The organism is Pseudooceanicola sp. NS-SX9, from assembly GCF_057380705.1.
This window is the reverse complement of record NZ_CM170818.1, coordinates 1,395,128-1,411,386: the sequence shown is the minus strand read 5'-3', so window position 1 is coordinate 1,411,386 and position 16,259 is coordinate 1,395,128. Positions and strand designations below refer to the sequence as shown.

Below are 16,259 nucleotides of genomic sequence, written 5' to 3'. Positions count from 1 at the left end.
CCATGCGTCATTCCCTTCCCCTTGCGCCGCAATTCTACGTGACCGCCCCGCAGCCCTGCCCCTATCTTGAGGGCCGGATGGAGCGGAAGCTGTTCACGTCCCTTCAGGGCGATGCGGCCGAGCAACTGAACAATTCGCTGTCCAAGCAGGGCTTCCGGCGGTCGCAGAACGTGCTGTATCGCCCGTCCTGCGCCGATTGCGCCGCCTGCCTGTCGGCGCGCATCCGGGTGGCGGATTTCAGGCCGTCGCGCTCGCAGCGGCGCACGATCAACCGCAATGCGCATCTGGAACGGCGGGCGACCTCGCCCTGGGCAACCGAAGAGCAGTTTTCCCTGTTCCGCCGCTATCTGGACAGCCGTCATGCCGATGGCGGCATGGCCGACATGGATGTCTTCGAATTCGCCGCCATGATCGAGGAAACCCCGATCCGGTCGCGCGTCATCGAATATGTCGATCCCGAAAGCGGTCTGAAGGCGGCATCTCTGACCGATGTGCTGGATGACGGCGTGTCGATGGTCTATTCGTTCTACGATCCGGCGATGGAGCGCCAGTCGCTGGGCACCTACCTGATCCTCGATCATGTCGAGATCGCCCGCCAGGCTGGGCTGCCCTTTGTCTACCTGGGTTACTGGGTGCCGGGATCGCCGAAGATGGGCTACAAGGCCAAGTTCTCCGGGCTGGAGCTGTATCACTGCGGCCGCTGGGAAGAGATGACGGATCCGGCGGATTACGATGCGACGACCCATCCGCTGAAAAGCGATCCGATCGCCGAGCAGGTCGCCAACATCACCCTGCCCGATACCCGCGCGCCGCGGCGCTGAGGGGCGGCGACCGGGTCAGGGGGGCGCTGCCCCCCGCGCGCAAGGCGCGCTCCCCCCGGAGTATTTTCGGCCAGATGACAGGGAACGGGGCGCTTTTCGGCCCCGACCCTGCGGCAAGGCGGGAACCCGCCGAGAGACACATCCGAAAACCGGCATGAAAGCGCGGAAACGTGCCGATGGCGGCCGTCCGGGGCCTTGGGTGGGATCGAATGGCGGGGCGGCGGTGTTGTGTCGTCATAGCAGGGGCAAGATCTTAGCCAGCCTCAGCAAGCCATTGATGTGGAAGGAAATACCATGTTCAAGAAAACCGTTTTTGCCGCCGCCGGTATCGCAACCCTGATCGCTTCGGGCGCCGCTTTCGCCGACACCACCATCATCACCAAGACCGACAATTCGGCCGAGAAGCATGACAATGCGACCGCAGGCCTGGTTGCCGGTGCCGCCACCGGTGCCGCTGTCGGTGGCCCCGTGGGTGCCGTGGTCGGTGCCGCAATCGGTGCCTGGGGCGGCAACACGCTGACGCCCGATCAGAAGGAAGTGGTGACCTATGCCCAGGCGCATCCGGTGCAGACCGTGACCATCCCCGGCGAAGTGCGCACCGGCGCCGTGATCCCGCAGACCGTGACGCTGACCCCGGTGCCCGATCAGCCCCAGTACGCCTATGTCTATGACCAGCAGCAGCAGCCGGTCATCGTCGATGCCCACAACCGCACCATCGTGCATGTGATCGACTGATCCGTCTGACCGGACTTCGGTCATCGGAAAGCGCAACGGCCGCAGGGTTCCCTGCGGCCGTTGTCGTTTGCGACGGGGCGCCTCAGCGGCCCAGCAGGTCCGGGACCACGGTGACGATCTGCGGCACGAACCACAGAAGCATCAGCCCCGCCACCTGGATCAGCACGAAGGGCACCACGCCGCGGTAGATGTCGCCGGTGGTGACGCTGGCGGGCGCCACGCCGCGCAGGTAGAACAGCGCAAAGCCGAAGGGTGGTGTCAGGAAGCTGGTCTGCAGGTTCACCGCGATCATGATCGTCACCCATTTCGGATCGAAGGTGCCGCCATAGATCACCGGGCCGACGATCGGGATCACGATGTAGATGATCTCGAGGAAGTCGAGCACGAAGCCCAGCACGAAGAGCACCAGCATCACGATCAGGAAGACCTGGAATTCGCTGTCGAAGCTTTTCAGGAAGTCCTGGATGTAATGCTCCCCGCCGAACGAGATGATCACCAGGTTCAGCAGCTGCGAGCCCACCAGGATGGTGAAGACCATCGAGGTGACCTTGGCGGTTTCGCGCACCACCGGCTTCAGCACGCCGGTGCGCCACAGCACCCAGCCCGAGTAGATCAGCCCGATGCCCGCCATGATGTAGCAGGCGAAGGCCGCGATATAGGCCACCCAGCTTTGCAGCGGCACGACATCCTGGTTGATCCGCAGGTCGAAATTGGCGCCCAGCAGGATCATCCCGATCAGCGCGAACGTGGCCCACAGGATCACCCGGCGAGAGCTGCCCTCCTGTTCCAGCTTGCGGTAGGCGGCCAGCATGATGGCGCCCCCTGCCCCAAGGGCCGCCGCCGGCGTCGGGTTGGTGATGCCCCCCAGGATCGAGCCCAGCACCGCCACGATCAGCATCAGCGGCGGGAAGACCACGCGAACCAGTTCGTTCTGCGCCAGACGCAGGGCGGCGTGCTTGACGCCCCAGAGGGCGACCAGCAGCGGCAGCGCCAGCACCAGCACCCAGACCCCCGCGCTGGCCGTGGCCGGCAGGAAGACGATGTCCAGCAGCGCCGCGACCGCCAGGCCGCAGGCCCCGATGATCAGCGGCAGCGGGTTGTCGGTGGGACGCGCGCCGCGCGCCGCGGCCAGCGTGATCCCCAGCAGCACGATGATCACCGCAAGACCGGTGCCGATGGGGGCCGCGGCCTCGGCCTTGGCGGTGACGGCGGCGGCGATCTCTTCGGCGCTCAGGCGATGCGACTGCTCGACCCCGCCCGAGGCCGCGATCTGCTTGGCCTGCTGGACGGCAAGGTCCCAGGTCTCCTGTCCGTGCAGGGCGATCATCGCGCTCTTGCAGCTGTCAGAGACATTGGTGCGCAGGATCGCATCCTGACCGGCGGCGCTGAAGTTCGACACCGTCAGGTCCTGAGAGCCCACGACATGCACCTGCATCAGCAGGAAGGTCACGGCGACGATCAGCAGCGGCACCGCCAGGAACCAGGTCAGGCCTTCGCCACGGGTGATCACATCGCCGCTGGACGCGGCCGGCACGCGCACGGCGGGCGCCTTCTTCGGGTTCAGCACCGCATAGCCGAAGGCATAGGCGGCATAGAGCACCGCCAGCAGGATCCCCGGCAGCATCGCCGACTGGAACAGCGTCCCGACCGAGACCACCGCGGGCTTGCCGAGGTAGGTCAGCGCATCGGTGCAGCCCAGAGCCTGGGCGCGGGCCTCCTGCGAGGAGGAATAGAGATCGCCCGCCAGCGTCCCCAGCAGCACGATCACGATCGAGGGCGGGATGATCTGCCCCAGCGTCCCCGAGGCCGCGATGACGCCGGTCGACAGTTCCGCCGAATAGCCGTTGCGCAGCATGGTGGGCAGCGACAGCAGGCCCATCGTCACCACCGTCGCGCCGACGATCCCGGTCGAGGCCGCAAGGAAGGCGCCCACCACCACGACCGACACCGCAAGCCCCCCCGGCAGCGGCCCGAAGACGCGCGCCATGGTGGTCAGCAGGTCATTGGCGATCTTCGAGCGCTCCAGCACGATGCCCATCATGACGAACATCAGCACCGCCAGCAGGGTCTCGATCGACTGGCCGGCGAAGACGCGTTCGTTCATGCGGTTCACGATGAACGAGATGTTGCGGTCCATGGCGGTGTCCCAGCCGCGCTCGAACAGCGGCTGCGCCAGGGTCGGCAGGTCCGGGTAGCGGAAGGCCGTGACGTGATCGGCATTGACGCCGGTGGCCAGCAGCGCCCGGTAGGCCTCTGATCCGGTGTCGATGGCCTGGTGCACCAGCAGCCCGTTGGCATCCAGATAGGCGATGATCGCGAAGGCAAACAGCCCCGCGCCGGGAATGGCAAAGGCCACCGGGAAGCCCGACAGGATCCCGGCAAACAGGGAAAGGAAGACGATGATCAGGCCGATCTCGACGCCATCAAGTCCGAAAAGCATGGTGTGTCAGCCCCTTAATGCGTGCCTTCATAGGCTTCTTCGCCCGCGCCCAGCGTGTCGCGGTCGCGGTAACGGTCGATGCTTTCGGGGCCCTCGCGGAATTCCAGCAGCGAGCGGTAGAAGAAGCTGACCGCCTGCAGGACGACGAGGCCAATGAAGCACAGGATGAGGATCTTGAAGAGGAAATAGGCGTTGAACCCGTCCGGGCTGAAACCGATCGTCTCGACGTTCCATTTCACGATCCGGGCCTTCTTCAGCATCAGCTCCAGCTTGTCGGTGGCCGAGACCTTGGGCGTGACCAGATGCCGCCACAGGAAGAACCACGAATACATCCAGGTCAGCATCGCCACCGGGATCATGAAGAACAGCGACCCGAACATGTCGACCGCCCGCTTGGCGCGGTGGCCGATCGGGGCATAGATCAGGTCGACCCGCACATGGCCGCCCTGCACGAAGGTATAGGCCACGCACAGCGCCACCACGGCGGCGTTCCAGAACTTGAGGCTTTCGGCATACCAGGTCAGCGACTGGGCAAAGCCCATGCCGAAGGGGGCGATGACGATCTCTCCCTTGCGGAAGATCGACTGCACGAAGACGATGATGATCTGCTGGCCGACCATGATCAGCCCGGCCCAGGCGGCGGTGCGGCCGACAGCATTGGCCAGCCCCTCGAGCACCCGCACGCAGCCCCACATGAAGCCGCGCCAGATCAACCCGATGATGGTGACCACCAGGAAAATGTCGATGAAGGCAAAGAGCAGCTCTTTCGAGCCACCATAATAGATGAAACGGATCAGCGCCTCGCGGTCGGACCAGTTCAGCCACAGCCCCGGATGGGTGACGGCATAGCCGATGTGGTAGAAGCCAAGGCCCAGCTGCGCGACGAGCCAGACGAATGCACCCAGCATCGCGTCCCTCCCCCCTGTTGCAAATGGTGCGCCCCAATGGGCGCAAGTCTGGAAAGGGCCGCGCATCCCCGGATGCGCAGCCCGTCAGCCGTGGTGATGGGGATCGCCCCCGCGATCAGCCGTCGACGCGGGTCCGCTGCGCCACGTAGGCGGCGTCCGAAACCGAGGTCCATGCGGCGGTGGCGGTCATCGATTCCTCGGCGCTCTTGCGGATATCGGCGAACATGCTGTCGCCCATGAACCCGTCGAGAACCTCTTTCGAGGCGGCGCCGAAGGCATCCCACACGTCATCGGGGAATTCCTGCACCTGCACGCCCGAGGACTGCAGACGCTTCAGCGCCGGGCCGTTGTTGGCGATGAACAGCGCATAGTTGTTCTGATGCGCCTCGCCGGCGGCGATCTCGATGATCTTCTGCTGGGCGGCGGTCAGGCCGTTGAAGACCTCCAGGTTGCAGGCGACCGACAGCGCGGCGCCCGGTTCGTGGAAGCCGGCGGGATAGTAGTTCTTGCAGACTTCCTGCAGGCCCAGCTTTTCGTCCGACCAGGGGCCGATCCATTCCGTGCCGTCCAGCGCCCCGGTCGACAGCGCCTGGTAGATCTCGCCGCCGGGCAGCACCTGCACCGAGGCGCCAAGCTTGGCCAGCGCCTGCCCGCCCAGACCCGGCATGCGGAACTTCAGCCCCTTGAAGTCATCGGCAGACTTGATCGGATTGCGGAACCAGCCGCCACCCTGCGCGCCGGTCTGGCCCGCGATAAAGCTTTTCAGGCCAAAGACTTCGCCCAGCTCGTGGTGCAGCTTCATGCCGCCGTTGGCATAGTACCAGGTCATCATCTCGGGGGCGGTCATGCCGAAGGGCACGGTGGTGAAATAGGCGAAGGCCGGATGCTGGCCGACGAAATAGTAATCCGCCCCGTGATACATGTCCGCCTGCCCCGAGGTGACGGCATCGAAGACCTCAAGCGCGCCGACCAGCTCGCCTGCGGCCTTCGCCTCGATGGTGATCGAACCGCCCGACATCTCGTTGACGGAATTGCTGAAACGCTCGACCGAATCCCACACGCCCGCCAGGCCCCGCGGCCAGGTGGTGACCATGGTCAGCTTGACGTTGCCCTGCGCGATGGCGGGTGCGGCCAGCGAGGCGGCTGCGGCTGCGGTGCCCCCGAAGGCCGAGGTCCTCAGAAAAGAACGGCGATCCATGGGTCTTCTCCTCCCCTTACCGGCGCCCCTGCCTCCTCCGGCGGGGCGCGTCGTTGCAATAGGGCGGACGCTAGCGAAGCTCACGAAACGGTGAAATACCAAGGATTGCGTAGATGGCACGGTTTCTTGTTGAAAAATACCGGGCAAATCGCGCACCCCCCGAGATGCCGCAAAAGGTCAAGCCCGGATGTGCGAAACTGTCCGGGTGAATGGTCGCATGTGACGTGACGAAAAAACCGCGATGCTGGGAATCACCCTGACGGCCCGGGTAAGGCAAATTCATGCACAGGTTGTTGCGCCATGTCCGCCCCAGCTACGGCCAGAAGATCTTTCTTCTGGCGACGCTGCCCCTCATCCTGGCGGTGGCGGCGATTTCCTGGCTGGTGGTGGAACAGGCCCGCGCCCTGTCCGAGCGCGAGATCGCCGCGCTGGAACACCAGATGATCGAGGCCAAGAAGGCCGAACTGCGCAACTATGTCACCCAGGCCCGCAACGGCTTTAACCGGATCTACGGCATGGCCGGGCCCGATGATGTGGCCGCCAAGGAAGAGGTCAAGCAGATCCTGTCGGCCATGACCTATGGCGAGGACGGCTTTTTCTTCGTCTACGATTACAACGGCACCAACCTGGTGTCGCCGCGCCAGACCTGGATGATCAACCGCAACTGGTGGGACCTGCGCGACGGCAATGGCGAACCGGTGGTGCAGGAGTTCATCGACACCGCCCGCGAGGGGACCGGCTATGTGACGCATCTGTGGCCCAAGCCCTCGACCGGGCGCGAGGCGATGATGGTCAGCTATGTCACCGCGCTGCATTCGTGGAAATGGGCGATGGGCACCGGGGTCTTCATCGACGACATCCTGGCATCGACCGCGGCGGCCCGGGCGGATGTGGAACAGCGGGTGCGGCGGACCTTCCTGTACATCGGGGCCATCACCGGCGGCGCGCTGCTGCTGGTCTTTGCCTCGGGGTTGCTGATGAACCTGCGTGAACGGCGCCTGGCCGATGCCAAGCTGAAAGAGCTGACGCAGCGTGTCTTCGATGCCCAGGAAGAGGAACGCGGCCGCGTCGCGCGCGAATTGCACGACGGGATTTCCCAGCTTCTGGTGGGGGTGCGCTATGGCCTCGACAGTGCCAAGCGGCGCATTGATGCGGGCGATGCGCGCGGCCGCGAGACGCTGGAACGCGCCATGTCGGGCCTGGGCGATGCCATCCAGGAGGTCCGCCGGATCAGCCGCGACCTGCGCCCGGGCGTGCTGGACGATCTGGGCCTTGGCCCGGCGCTGAAGACCCTGGTCGAGGATTTCCAGGCCCGCACCGGCATCAGCTGCGTCTTCTCGACCGTGGTGTTCCGCAACCGGCTGGACGACAATGCCAAGATCGCGCTGTATCGCATCGCCCAGGAGGCGCTGACCAATGTCGAACGCCACGCCGGCGCGACCGAGGTCACGATGGATCTGCGCGGCCACCGCACCGGCGTCACGCTACGCATCGGCGACAACGGCCAGGGCATCCGCGCGGAACGCCCGCGCACCGGCCGCACCGGCATCGGCCTGCGCAACATGCAAGAGCGCGTCGACCAGATGGACGGCGCGCTGAAGATCACCACCTCGCGCAGCGGCACCCAGATCGAGGTGACGCTGCCGCTGTCGCAGATCAAGGCCCCTTCCGCCGCCTCGGACGGGACCGCCCCGCGAAAGGAAAGCGCATGACCCCAGACAGCCGCCCGCCCACCCGCGTGGCCATCGTCGACGACCACCCGATGGTCGCCGAAGGCATCGAGGCGATCCTGGAAAGCTTCGACGATATCGAGGTCGTGGGCACCTACGGCACTGGCCGCGCCATCATCGAGGCGGTCTCGGGGATCGCGCCCGACGTGATCCTGCTGGATCTGAACATGCCCGAGATGGGCGGCCTGACCGCCTGCGAGATCCTGCTGGAAACCCATCCCGAGCTGCGCATCCTGATCCTGTCGATGCACGACAGCCCCGAATACATCCAGACCGCGCTGGACCATGGCGCCCAGGGCTATGTGCTGAAGGACGTGCCCACGGACGAGATCAAGCGCGCCATCGATGCCGTCATGCAGGGGGAACGCTACCTGTGCACCGGGGCGCAGGGGTCCCTGGCGCCGCGGCGCGAGGGCGGCCACCTGACCAACCGCGAACAGACCATCCTGCTGGCCCTCGCGCAGGGCAAGAGCAACAAGGAAGTGGCGATCGAGCTCGACATCTCGGTGCGCACGGTCGAGACGCATCGCAAGAACTTGCGGCAAAAGCTGGGGATTTCCTCGACCGCGGGGCTGACGCAATATGCCATGCAGCATGGCGTCCTACAGGGAACGGGGCGGAAATTCTGACGTCCTGACAGGGCGTTGCGGGGCACAATTGATCCCATTAACCTTGGGGTACAAATACCGGCGGGTGGCAAGGGGTGGGAAAGGTCGCGGGCCTATTCAGGTGGGGTTCCCGTTCCCGGAGGCGCCATGTTCCCGACCCGTCCTGCCCCGACCTCTCTCGTGCCGGCCCGCCTGGCGCTGCTGCTGGCCCTGGCCCTGCCCGCCAGCGCGCTGGCCTCGACCGATCATGCCGCCGACAGCCATGCGGCAGCGCCGCCCCCCGCGGCCCACGCCGCACCAGCCCCTGCGGCCCATGCCGCGCCGGCCCCCGCAACCCATGACGCCGCCCCCGCGCATGCGCCGCCGCCCTCGCCCGACGGCGGGATCTGCCGGGGCTTCGGGCCGCAGACCCCGCGCGACATCGCCATGCGGGGCGGTAGCAACAGCCAGTTCTTCCCGCTGGCCCCGCCGCCGCAGCTGATGAACCTGTGCAACATCCACACCCATACCAATGCCGAACACAAGGGGCCGGGGTTCTCGATCCGCTCGCCGGACCCCGAGGCGGGCGGCTACAAATGCGAGGGGTCGGATCATCTGAGCGCGGCCGAACTGAAAGACCCCGCCTTCGGCCACGGGCCGTTCCATGGCGTCAAGCCCGGCGACACGATCGAGGTCCACTGGGTCTATTCCTCCTGCGACGTGCAGCCCGGCAAGGGGCTGGGGGCCTGCCTGTCCGAGAGCTGCTCGAACCCGACGCTGCGGGTCGAATCCCAGGTCTTCCTTGTCGTCAACGATCCCTTCGCCCTGAACTTCGCCAATTTCACCTATGGCGGCCACATGGCGGGCGGCCGGCCGCAGCCCAAGGCGCTGCCGCTTGATACCGGCACGCCGGTGACCTTCCGTGGCTCGACCACCGGGCCGAACTATACCCAGGCCGTGTGCTCTCCGCTGCAGGTCACCTGGTCGGTGCGCCCGCGCTGCGCCCGACTGGACATCAGCTCGCTCTACAACTGGGCGGCGCAGGGCAATGTCTTTCAGGAAGACCATTCCCACGGCGTGCGTGAACTGGTCACCGCCCCCGAACTTCTGGCCCCGATGATCGAGTGAACGGGACAGCCGTCACCGGATCTTGAACCCGGGCGGCACCACGCCGCCCGGCCTTGTTTTCCTGGGATTCGGCGCGACTTTCGTCCCCTTTCGGGTTTTCCGAAAAGAGAACGGCAATTTCACGCAACTTTCGAAAAGAAAATATGCTCGCCGCGACATTTTTACGTGGAAAAGGCGGTTGACCTTTGGGAGGTCAACCCATATCACCCCTGTACCAACGAAGGAGCCCGGGCGTCATGATGACCCTAGTAATTATCGTAGAGGAAAGGCGCATGGGCCGGTAATCACCGGAAACCCGTTCAGGACCCCATGCGCCCCCGGTCGATCCCGCCGGGGGCTTTTTCGTACCCGAATATGAGTTGAGAGCGCCACGGCGCGACACGAGGAGAAGATGATGGCACGGCAGATGACTGGGGCGAAGATGATTGTCCAGGCTCTGAAGGATCAGGGCGTGGACACGATTTTCGGCTATCCCGGCGGCGCCGTTCTGCCGATCTATGACGAGATCTTCCAGCAGAACGACATCCGTCACATCCTGGTGCGGCACGAACAGGCGGCGCTGCACGCAGCCGAGGGCTATGCCCGCTCGACCGGCAAGCCGGGCGTCGCGCTGGTGACCTCGGGGCCGGGGGCGACGAACGCCGTCACCGGGCTGACCGATGCGCTGCTCGACTCGATCCCGCTGGTCGTGCTGTCGGGCCAGGTTCCGACCTTCATGATCGGCACCGATGGCTTCCAGGAGGCTGATACCGTTGGCATCACCCGCCCCTGCACCAAGCACAACTGGCTGGTCCGCGAGACCGACGACCTGCCGCGCCTGATGCATCAGGCCTTCCATGTCGCGACCTCGGGCCGTCCGGGTCCGGTGCTGCTGGACATTCCGAAGGACGTGCAGTTCGCCACCGGCACCTATATCGCGCCGCCGAAAAAGACCGAATACCGCTACCAGCCGCAGCTGAAGGGCGACCTGGAAGAGATCACCGAGGTCATCGCGGCGCTGGAAACCGCCAAGCGCCCGGTCTTCTACACCGGTGGCGGCGTCATCAACTCGGGTCCTGCCGCCAGCCAGCTGCTGCGCGAGCTGGTCGAGGCCACCGGCGCGCCGATCACCTCGACGCTGATGGGTCTGGGCGCCTACCCGGCCTCGGGCGACAAGTGGCTGGGGATGCTGGGGATGCATGGCCTTTACGAGGCCAACATGGCCATGCATGACTGCGACCTGATGATCTGCATCGGTGCCCGTTTCGATGACCGCATCACCGGCCGCACCGATGCCTTCAGCCCGAAATCGAAGAAGGTCCATATCGACATCGACCCCTCGTCGATCAACAAGGTCATCCGCGTGGATTACCCGATCATCGGCGACGTGGCCCATGTGCTGGAAGACATGCTGAAGGTCTGGAAGGCGCGCGGCCGCAAGATGGACCGCGAGGCCCTGGCCAAGTGGTGGAAGAAGATCGACGGCTGGAAAGAGGTCAAGTGCCTGACCTACAAGAATTCCGACAAGATCATCAAGCCGCAGTACGCGCTTGAGCGTCTGGAAGCGCTGACCAAGGGGATGGATCGCTACATCACCACCGAAGTGGGCCAGCACCAGATGTGGGCCGCGCAGTTCCTGCATTTCGAGGAACCGCACCGCTGGATGACCTCGGGTGGCCTGGGCACGATGGGCTATGGCTTCCCGGCCTCCGTCGGCGTCCAGCAGGCCCACCCCGAGGCGCTGGTGATCAACGTCGCGGGCGAGGCCTCGTGGCTGATGAACATGCAGGAGATGGGCACGGCGATGCAGTACCGTCTGCCGGTCAAGCAGTTCATCCTGAACAACGAACGCCTGGGCATGGTGCGCCAGTGGCAGCAGCTGCTGCACGGCGAGCGCTATTCCTCCAGCTGGTCGGAATCGCTGCCCGATTTCGTCAAGCTGGCCGAGGCCTTCGGTGCCAAGGGCATCCAGTGCTCGGATCCCGCGGATCTGGATGACGCGATCATGGAGATGATCAATTACGACGGGCCGGTGATCTTTGATTGCCTGGTCGAGAAGCACGAGAACTGCTTCCCGATGATCCCGTCGGGCAAGGCGCATAACGAGATGCTGCTGGGCGATGCCTCGACCGAGGGCGCGATCCAGTCGGACGGCGCGGTGCTGGTGTAAGGAAGATGGGGACCGCTGAACTCGAGAAACGATTTCATACTGCCATGGTGGAAATCTATCATCTGGCAAAGTCTGAAACTGGCTACACGGCAACCCGTTTCCTTCAGATGGTTCAGACACGGGGCGGGCTGGCGACAGCGCGATATCTCTTGGACAGCAAGCCAACGGCAGTCTCTGAAGGCTTCACTCAACTTGCCCTGAAGAACCGTAAGGATCTGACAGTCGAAGCCTTGGTTCAGCAACCCGAGTGGCGGGCCCTTTTCACCGAAGATCAACTTAAGACAGCCCGCAGACGGCTGACATCTTAATCTTAAGGTAAAGAACATGAACGCACTCCATATCAAGAAGGGCGCAACCAGCCATTCCGCCTACAACCTGCGTCCGACCTATGGCGACGCGGTGGAACAGCACACTCTGGCAGTGCTGGTCGACAACGAAGCAGGGGTTCTAGCCCGGGTCATCGGGCTGTTCTCAGGTCGCGGCTATAACATCGAAAGCCTGACCGTCGCCGAGGTGGACCACACCGGCAAGCGGAGCCGCATCACCATCGTGACCCGCGGCACGCCGCTGGTGATCGAACAGATCAAGGCGCAGCTGGGCCGCATCATCCCCGTGCACCAGGTCAACGACCTGACGGTCGAGGGCCCCTCGGTCGAGCGTGAACTGGCGCTGATCAAGGTCTCGGGCGGGGGCGACAAGCGGGTCGAGGCGCTGCGGCTGGCGGACATCTTCCGCGCCAAGGTGGTGGATTCGACGCTGGAAAGCTTTGTCTTCGAACTGACCGGCGCACCGGACAAGATCGACGCCTTCGCCGAGCTGATGCGCCCCCTCGGCCTGAGCGAGATCGCCCGCACCGGCGTTGCCGCCCTGTCGCGCGGCGAAGTCTGAGCGTTCCGGCAAAAAGGACAAAGGCCGCCCTCTGATCCGGAGGGCGGCCTTTTTCATGCCCATCGCAGACCCGCGCCGTCCCCCGGCACCGGCCTGCGATATGTTCAGCATACCAGAACGCGATCCTCCGGGGCCATCTTCCAGCGGCGCCGGGCATCGGCACAGGCGCGACGGACCGCCGGATTGCCGCGCCCCTCGTGCCGGTCGGCAATACGACAGGGTTCGGCCGAAGCAGGCGCCAGGCTGACGCCCGACTGGCCCGCCTCGCGCAACTGCCGCGCGATCTGCGGAGAATAGTCGCCCGAGATCAATCGGGCATTCCGCGCAACCCTAAGATTTCCTTCAACAACCAAGTCGAAATGCACCAGATCCCCGGCATCCAGCCGTTCGGCTGCCAGGACCCCATCCGTGCCATTCGCCTCGCGGCTTAGTTGCAGATAGGCCAGATCCCCCTGATCCTCGCACCACAGCACAGCCGTTTTCAGTCCTGGCGTCACCCAAAGAACAATCCCAAGCATCGAATTCCGTATCACCATCCGCCGTTCCTCCCCCGAGCACGTGTAGATCGCACATTCAGCTTAGAAGCCCCATTGCCGAGTTGTCAGTGATCCAGATCAAACATATGATATTTCTTAAGGCTGTTCCGGATCTCGGATCAGGGCCTGTTCCAAGTAAAGGTCCAATGCGGGTATTTTTCAATGGTGAATGGTGAGTACGCTGCCACAAGCTGCGTCTTCTCGACGCGGAGGGCCGTTTCGCGATGACGAACGACGACAGCCGGGCCGAGGCGCTGCGCACCGTCTTCGGCGACAACCTGCGGACGCTGACCAACCGGCACGACTCGGTCTCGGGGCTGTGCCGGGACCTGGGGATCAACCGGACGCAGTTCAACCGCTACCTGTCAGGCGAAAGCTATCCGCGCCCCGAGGTGCTGGAAAAGATCTGCGCCTTCTTCGGCACCGATGCCCGCATCCTGCTGGAGCCCCTCGCCCGGCTGGAACGCCCGCAGACCGCGCTGCTGAACCACCCCGAAGTCGCAGGCTTTCTGGATGACGGGCGCCTCGACGTGCCGCCCGAGGTGTTTCCGAACGGCTTTTACCGCGCCCTGACCCCCGGGTTGACCGACTGTGGCTGCATCCTGGGACTGCTGGCGCAGGTCTATCGCCGCGACGGCCAGACCTTCGTGCGCGGCTACCAGCCGAAAGCGCTGCAACGCCACCTGGGCCTGCCGCTGACCGGACCGGCCCGGGAATTCCGCGGCTCGGTGTTCCGGCAGTCCAACGGCGTGGGCATCATGCTGTCGCGTCGGGTCGCGGGCACCAGCACCTTCTGCTTCGTCAACGCGGCGCTGCCGGATGTCGACCGGGGTCTGTGGACCGGCTGTGTGATCCGCCAGCCCCCTCAGGGCGGCGATCCGGTCAGCCAGCCGATCCTTTATGAATACCTGGGCACGGCGCTGTCGCGCGGCCTGCGCGGCGGACGCCGCACCGGCCTGCTAGAGCCCCGCACCCTGCCGCGCTTCTACCGCGGCATCCTGTTGGCCCTCACTGCGCAGCCCGCGCCTGCATGAAGGCGCCCAGGCGGCTGATCGCCTCTTGCATGTCGTCGGTCGAACCGGCGTAAGAGAACCGCAGCGTCCCCTGCCCGCGCGCCTTGTCGAAATCCAGCCCCGGGGTCACGGCAACGCCGGCCTCGTCCAGGATCTCGCGGGCGAAGGCGCGGGAATCGTCGGTCATGTCGCTGACATCGGCATAGATGTAGAAACCGCCGTCGGGCGGCGCGATCTTGGCAAAGCCCACCTTCGGCAGCTCGCGCAGCAGCAGCGCGCGGTTGGCGGCATAGACGGCACGGTTCGCCTCCAGCTCCTGGGTGGCATCAAGGGCGGCCAGCGCCGCCACCTGGCTGGCGGTGGGCGGGCAGATGAACATGTGCTGCGACAGCCGTTCCACCACCCGCACATGATCCTGCGGCACCACCATCCAGCCGACCCGCCAGCCCGTCATCGAGAAATACTTGGAGAAAGAGTTGATGACATAGCAGTCATCCCCGATCTCCAGCGCCGAAACCGCGCGATCCTCGTAATGCAGGCCGTGATAGATCTCGTCCGAGATCAACGAGATGCCGTGTTCGCGCGCGGCCTCCATCAGATCCGTCAGCGCGGGCTTCGACAGCATCGTCCCCGAGGGGTTCCCGGGCGAGGCCACCATCAGCCCGGCAAGGCGCCGGTGGGCGATATCTTCGGGGCGGGGCTGAAAGCGCGCCTCGGCGGCGGTCTCGATCACCACGGGATCCAGGTTCGACGCCTTCAGCAGCTGCAGGTAGGACGGATAGCCCGGCGCGCCGATCCCCACCCGGTCGCCCGCATCGAACAGCGCGGCAAAGCTCAGCAGGAAGGCCCCGGAAGAGCCGGTCGTCACCACCACGCGGTTCGGATCCAGATCGACATCGTACCATTGCCCGTAAAGCGCCGCGATGCGTTCGCGCAGGGGGGTGATGCCCAGCGACAGCGAATAGCCCAGCGATTGCCGGTCCAGCGCCTGCTTCAGCGCCTCGCGCGCGGCGGCGGGCGCGGGGGTCGAGGGCTGGCCCACCTCCATGTGGATAATCCGGCGGCCCTGCGCCTCCCATTCGGCCGCGCGGCTCATGACATCCATCACGATGAACGGATCGACGGATCCCCGGGTTGAAACACGCATGAGCATCTCCGATGGTGCATTCCAGTTAACGCCGTTTCAACAGGACCCGCGCGATAGGTCAACATGGCGGCGGCCCGGGGCGGTGGCTGCGGCTTGGCAAAAGCCGCCCAATGTGCTCTTGCTGTTGGGCAAAACGCGGGCAAACCCTTGCCCCCGTGGTCAGAATTCACCGGGCGCCTGCCCTCTCGACCCCGCTTCGGAAGGACGTGACATGACGCTGAAATTCCTCCGCACCCTGTTCCTGGCCAGCTCCACGGCGATCGCCCTGGTGCCCTCGGCGCCGATGGCCGCCACCCAGGCCGGCATGACCGAGGACGAGCGCGAGGATTTCCGCGCCGAGGTCCGCGACTACCTGATGGAACACCCCGAGGTCATCTTCGAGGCCGTGCAGGCCTACAAGGACCAGCAGGAACAGAATGCCCAGGCCTCGGACAAGACGCTGGTCAAGGACAACCAGCAGGCCATCTTCCACGACGGCTACAGCTGGTCCGGCGGCAATCCCGATGGCGATGTCACCCTGGTCGAATTCATGGACTACCGCTGCGGCTACTGCCGCCGCGCCTATGAGGATGTCGAGAACCTGATCAAATCCGACGGCCGGATCCGCTTTGTGCTGAAGGAATTCCCGATCCTCGGGCCCGACAGCATGACGGCCTCGAAGTTTGCCATTGCCACCCGCCTCACCGCCGGCCCCGAGGCGTACAAGCAGGTGCATGACGCGCTGATGAGCTTTGACGGACCCTATGACGACACCGGGCTGGGGCGGCTTGCCTCGGGGCTGGGCCTGCAGGCCAAGCCGATCCTGGCGGCGATGGACAGCGATGCCGTCAACGACGAGATCGCCGAGAACCACGCCCTGGCGCAGAAGCTGCAGGTCCAGGGGACGCCGACCTTCGTGCTGCCGGGCACCATGCTGCGGGGCTACCTGCCGCTTGAGGGGATGCGCCAGGTGGTGGCCGACGTTCGGGCCGACTGACCG

General features: G+C 65.2%; 14 protein-coding genes. 9 read left to right on the top strand and 5 right to left on the bottom strand.

What is annotated here, in order from left to right; all coding sequences use genetic code 11:
• Positions 1–2: 2 nt before the first annotated feature.
• Together AC2ITM_RS06665 and AC2ITM_RS06660 are read left to right on the top strand one after the other, a co-directional pair.
• On the top strand, positions 3–821 hold the full coding sequence (locus tag AC2ITM_RS06665; protein WP_486469041.1) for an arginyltransferase: 819 nt from the start codon (positions 3–5) through the stop codon (positions 819–821).
• A 294-nt stretch (positions 822–1,115) separates the two neighbouring features.
• The gene (locus AC2ITM_RS06660; protein ID WP_486469040.1) at positions 1,116–1,556 is read left to right on the top strand and encodes a DUF1236 domain-containing protein; all 441 of its coding nucleotides are present in this window, start codon (positions 1,116–1,118) and stop codon (positions 1,554–1,556) included.
• Positions 1,557–1,638: 82 nt separating this feature from the next.
• On the opposite strand, the gene AC2ITM_RS06655 is transcribed toward AC2ITM_RS06660, so the two are convergent.
• From AC2ITM_RS06655 to AC2ITM_RS06645, 3 genes are all read right to left on the bottom strand, one after another.
• Positions 1,639–3,996 carry a TRAP transporter large permease gene (locus AC2ITM_RS06655; RefSeq protein ID WP_486469039.1) on the bottom strand — a complete coding sequence of 786 codons (2,358 nt, stop codon included), beginning with the start codon at positions 3,994–3,996 and terminating at the stop codon, positions 1,639–1,641.
• A 14-nt stretch (positions 3,997–4,010) separates the two neighbouring features.
• Entirely contained in the window at positions 4,011–4,904 is an 894-nt protein-coding gene (locus AC2ITM_RS06650; RefSeq protein WP_486469038.1) for a TRAP transporter small permease subunit, read from the bottom strand.
• Positions 4,905–5,019: 115 nt separating this feature from the next.
• Positions 5,020–6,102, bottom strand: a complete 1,083-nt coding sequence (locus AC2ITM_RS06645) for a TRAP transporter substrate-binding protein (protein ID WP_486469037.1) — start codon at positions 6,100–6,102, stop codon at positions 5,020–5,022.
• Between the two features lie 281 nt (positions 6,103–6,383).
• Between AC2ITM_RS06645 and AC2ITM_RS06640 the strand changes: the two genes are divergently transcribed.
• The 5 genes from AC2ITM_RS06640 (at position 6,384) to ilvN (ending at position 12,584) form a co-directional block, all read left to right on the top strand.
• Entirely contained in the window at positions 6,384–7,814 is a 1,431-nt protein-coding gene (locus AC2ITM_RS06640; RefSeq protein WP_486469036.1) for a cache domain-containing protein, read from the top strand.
• The gene (locus AC2ITM_RS06635) at positions 7,811–8,461 is read left to right on the top strand and encodes a response regulator transcription factor (protein ID WP_486469035.1); all 651 of its coding nucleotides are present in this window, start codon (positions 7,811–7,813) and stop codon (positions 8,459–8,461) included. The genes AC2ITM_RS06640 and AC2ITM_RS06635 overlap by 4 nt, the downstream gene beginning before the upstream one ends.
• 126 nt (positions 8,462–8,587) lie before the next feature.
• The gene (locus AC2ITM_RS06630; protein ID WP_486469034.1) at positions 8,588–9,547 is read left to right on the top strand and encodes a delta-class carbonic anhydrase; all 960 of its coding nucleotides are present in this window, start codon (positions 8,588–8,590) and stop codon (positions 9,545–9,547) included.
• Positions 9,548–9,941: 394 nt separating this feature from the next.
• Positions 9,942–11,696: an acetolactate synthase 3 large subunit gene (locus AC2ITM_RS06625; protein WP_486469033.1), complete on the top strand. Its 1,755-nt coding sequence runs from the start codon at positions 9,942–9,944 to the stop codon at positions 11,694–11,696.
• Between the two features lie 324 nt (positions 11,697–12,020).
• Entirely contained in the window at positions 12,021–12,584 is a 564-nt protein-coding gene (gene ilvN, locus AC2ITM_RS06620) for an acetolactate synthase small subunit (protein WP_486469032.1), read from the top strand.
• 104 nt (positions 12,585–12,688) lie between these two features.
• Here the strand turns inward: ilvN and AC2ITM_RS06615 are convergent, their stop codons facing one another.
• Positions 12,689–13,102, bottom strand: coding sequence for a hypothetical protein (locus AC2ITM_RS06615; protein WP_486469031.1), 414 nt, complete (start codon positions 13,100–13,102; stop codon positions 12,689–12,691).
• Between the two features lie 242 nt (positions 13,103–13,344).
• Between AC2ITM_RS06615 and AC2ITM_RS06610 the strand changes: the two genes are divergently transcribed.
• Complete coding sequence (locus tag AC2ITM_RS06610; RefSeq protein WP_486469030.1) at positions 13,345–14,154, top strand: helix-turn-helix domain-containing protein; 810 nt, start codon at positions 13,345–13,347, stop codon at positions 14,152–14,154.
• On the opposite strand, the gene AC2ITM_RS06605 is transcribed toward AC2ITM_RS06610, so the two are convergent.
• Positions 14,129–15,280 (bottom strand): pyridoxal phosphate-dependent aminotransferase, encoded by a 1,152-nt coding sequence (locus AC2ITM_RS06605; RefSeq protein WP_486469029.1) that lies wholly within the window; start codon positions 15,278–15,280, stop codon positions 14,129–14,131. The genes AC2ITM_RS06610 and AC2ITM_RS06605 overlap by 26 nt on opposite strands.
• 211 nt (positions 15,281–15,491) lie before the next feature.
• Between AC2ITM_RS06605 and AC2ITM_RS06600 the strand changes: the two genes are divergently transcribed.
• Complete coding sequence (locus AC2ITM_RS06600; protein ID WP_486469028.1) at positions 15,492–16,256, top strand: DsbA family protein; 765 nt, start codon at positions 15,492–15,494, stop codon at positions 16,254–16,256.
• Positions 16,257–16,259: the final 3 nt, after the last annotated feature.

Excerpts from the sequence above, each read along its gene's own strand:
- AC2ITM_RS06665 (WP_486469041.1), top strand. The coding sequence starts at position 3 with ATGCGTCATTCCCTTCCCCTTGCGCCGCAATTCTACGTGACCGCCCCG.
- AC2ITM_RS06610 (WP_486469030.1), top strand. The coding sequence starts at position 13,345 with ATGACGAACGACGACAGCCGGGCCGAGGCGCTGCGCACCGTCTTCGGC.
- AC2ITM_RS06645 (WP_486469037.1), bottom strand. The coding sequence starts at position 6,102 with ATGGATCGCCGTTCTTTTCTGAGGACCTCGGCCTTCGGGGGCACCGCA.
- AC2ITM_RS06630 (WP_486469034.1), top strand. The coding sequence starts at position 8,588 with ATGTTCCCGACCCGTCCTGCCCCGACCTCTCTCGTGCCGGCCCGCCTG.
- AC2ITM_RS06650 (WP_486469038.1), bottom strand. The coding sequence starts at position 4,904 with ATGCTGGGTGCATTCGTCTGGCTCGTCGCGCAGCTGGGCCTTGGCTTC.
- AC2ITM_RS06615 (WP_486469031.1), bottom strand. The coding sequence starts at position 13,102 with ATGCTTGGGATTGTTCTTTGGGTGACGCCAGGACTGAAAACGGCTGTG.
- AC2ITM_RS06635 (WP_486469035.1), top strand. The coding sequence starts at position 7,811 with ATGACCCCAGACAGCCGCCCGCCCACCCGCGTGGCCATCGTCGACGAC.
- ilvN (WP_486469032.1), top strand. The coding sequence starts at position 12,021 with ATGAACGCACTCCATATCAAGAAGGGCGCAACCAGCCATTCCGCCTAC.
- AC2ITM_RS06625 (WP_486469033.1), top strand. The coding sequence starts at position 9,942 with ATGGCACGGCAGATGACTGGGGCGAAGATGATTGTCCAGGCTCTGAAG.
- AC2ITM_RS06640 (WP_486469036.1), top strand. The coding sequence starts at position 6,384 with ATGCACAGGTTGTTGCGCCATGTCCGCCCCAGCTACGGCCAGAAGATC.
- AC2ITM_RS06660 (WP_486469040.1), top strand. The coding sequence starts at position 1,116 with ATGTTCAAGAAAACCGTTTTTGCCGCCGCCGGTATCGCAACCCTGATC.
- AC2ITM_RS06655 (WP_486469039.1), bottom strand. The coding sequence starts at position 3,996 with ATGCTTTTCGGACTTGATGGCGTCGAGATCGGCCTGATCATCGTCTTC.
- AC2ITM_RS06600 (WP_486469028.1), top strand. The coding sequence starts at position 15,492 with ATGACGCTGAAATTCCTCCGCACCCTGTTCCTGGCCAGCTCCACGGCG.
- AC2ITM_RS06605 (WP_486469029.1), bottom strand. The coding sequence starts at position 15,280 with ATGCGTGTTTCAACCCGGGGATCCGTCGATCCGTTCATCGTGATGGAT.